1 protein-coding gene is annotated in these 1,659 nt (G+C 70.9%); it reads left to right on the top strand.

All coding sequences use genetic code 11. The features are described 5' to 3' along the window. A partial coding sequence (locus tag ACZ6B1_RS34195; RefSeq protein ID WP_468784654.1) for a beta-ketoacyl synthase N-terminal-like domain-containing protein occupies window positions 1-1,659 on the top strand: 1,659 nt, incomplete at both ends.

Raw genomic sequence — 1,659 nt, 5'->3', positions numbered from 1 at the left:
CCGGCACCCGTGCGTGACGGTGACATCGCGATCATCGGGGTCAGCGGCCGGTATCCGGAGGCGGCCGATCTCGACGAGTTCTGGCAGAACCTGCGTTCGGGCCGGGACAGCGTGCGTGAGGTCCCGGCGGATCGCTGGGACCGGCAGCGGTACGCGGATGCCGGTGCTGGTTCCTGGGGTGGTTTCCTGGACGACATCGACCGGTTCGACCCGCTGTTCTTCCAGATATCGCTGCTGGAGGCGGATCATCTGGACCCGCAGGAGCGTCTGTTCCTGCAGTGCGCCCACCACACCCTGGAGGACGCCGGATACACCGCCGACCGTCTGTCCCGGGGTGGCAGGGTCGGCGTGTTCGTCGGGGTGATGTACCAGGAGTACCAGCTCCTCGGCGCGCAGGCGCAGGAGCGTGGAGCGCCGGACGCCTTGTGGGGCAGTGCTTCCACGGTCGCGAACCGGGTGTCGTACTTCTATGACTTCCATGGTCCGAGTCTGGCCGTGGACACCATGTGCTCGTCGTCGTTGACGTCGATCCATCTGGCTTGTGAGGCGATCCGTGGTGGGCAGTGCGACACGGCGCTGGCGGGCGGGGTCAATCTCACCCCGCACCCCAACAAGTATCTGGTCCTGGGCCGGCGTGACTTCCTGTCCAGTGACGGGCGGTGCCGCAGCTTCGGTGAGGGCGGTGACGGGTACGTGCCCGGCGAGGGGGTGGGCGCCGTCCTGCTCAAGCCGCTGGCGCGGGCCGTCGCCGACGGCGATCGGATCCATGGGGTCATCAGGGCCACCGCCGTCAACCACGGTGGCCGTACCTCGGGTTATTCGGTGCCGACGCCGGTGGCGCAGGGTGAGGTGATCGCCGACGCGCTCATCGCCGCGGGTGTCGAGCCGGGCGCCCTGGGCTATCTGGAGGCGCACGGGACCGGTACGTCCCTCGGTGATCCCATCGAGGTGGCCGGTCTGCAGCGGGCGTTCCGTCGCACCGGTGGTGCCCCCGAGCGTCTGGCGATCGGCTCGGTGAAGTCGAACATCGGGCACTGCGAGAGTGCTGCGGGCATCGCCGGGGTCACCAAGGTGCTGCTGCAGATGCGGCACGGCGAACTCGTGCCCAGCCTGCACTCCGCCACCCTGAACCCGCACATCGACTTCGACCGCACTCCGCTGCGCGTCCAGCGCACCCTGGAGCCCTGGCGGCGTCAGGTCCGGGACAGCGGCGGTGAGCGGCGGACCCTGCCCCGGCTGGCCGGTGTCTCCAGCTTCGGTGGCGGCGGCTCCAACGCCCATGTGGTCATCGAGGAGTATCCGCAGCCGGCCCGCCCGGAGACCGTTCCTGATGGGCCGTTCCTGCTTGTGCTGTCCGCCAGGAGCGAGGCCCAGCTCGTCGAGCAGGCCCGCCGCCTGCACGCCCGGCTCGGTGAGTTGTCCGACGCCGACCTGCCGGCCGTCGCCTGGACCCTGCAGACCGGGCGCATGGCCCTTGAGGAGCGCCTCGCCTTCGCCGCGACCTCCCTGGCCGAGGCCCGCGAGCGGCTCGCCGCCTTCGCCACCGATCCTGCCGCGGCCGCCTCCTGGGTCCGCGGCACCGCCCGCCCGGACCGTCCCGCAGACGGTGCCGCCGTACAGTCCGCCCTGGCCGCCTGGCGCGAACAGGGCAGGCACGAG

The organism is Streptomyces sp. NPDC041129 (genome assembly GCF_055592265.1).
This window is presented reverse-complemented; position numbering and strand designations above follow the sequence as displayed.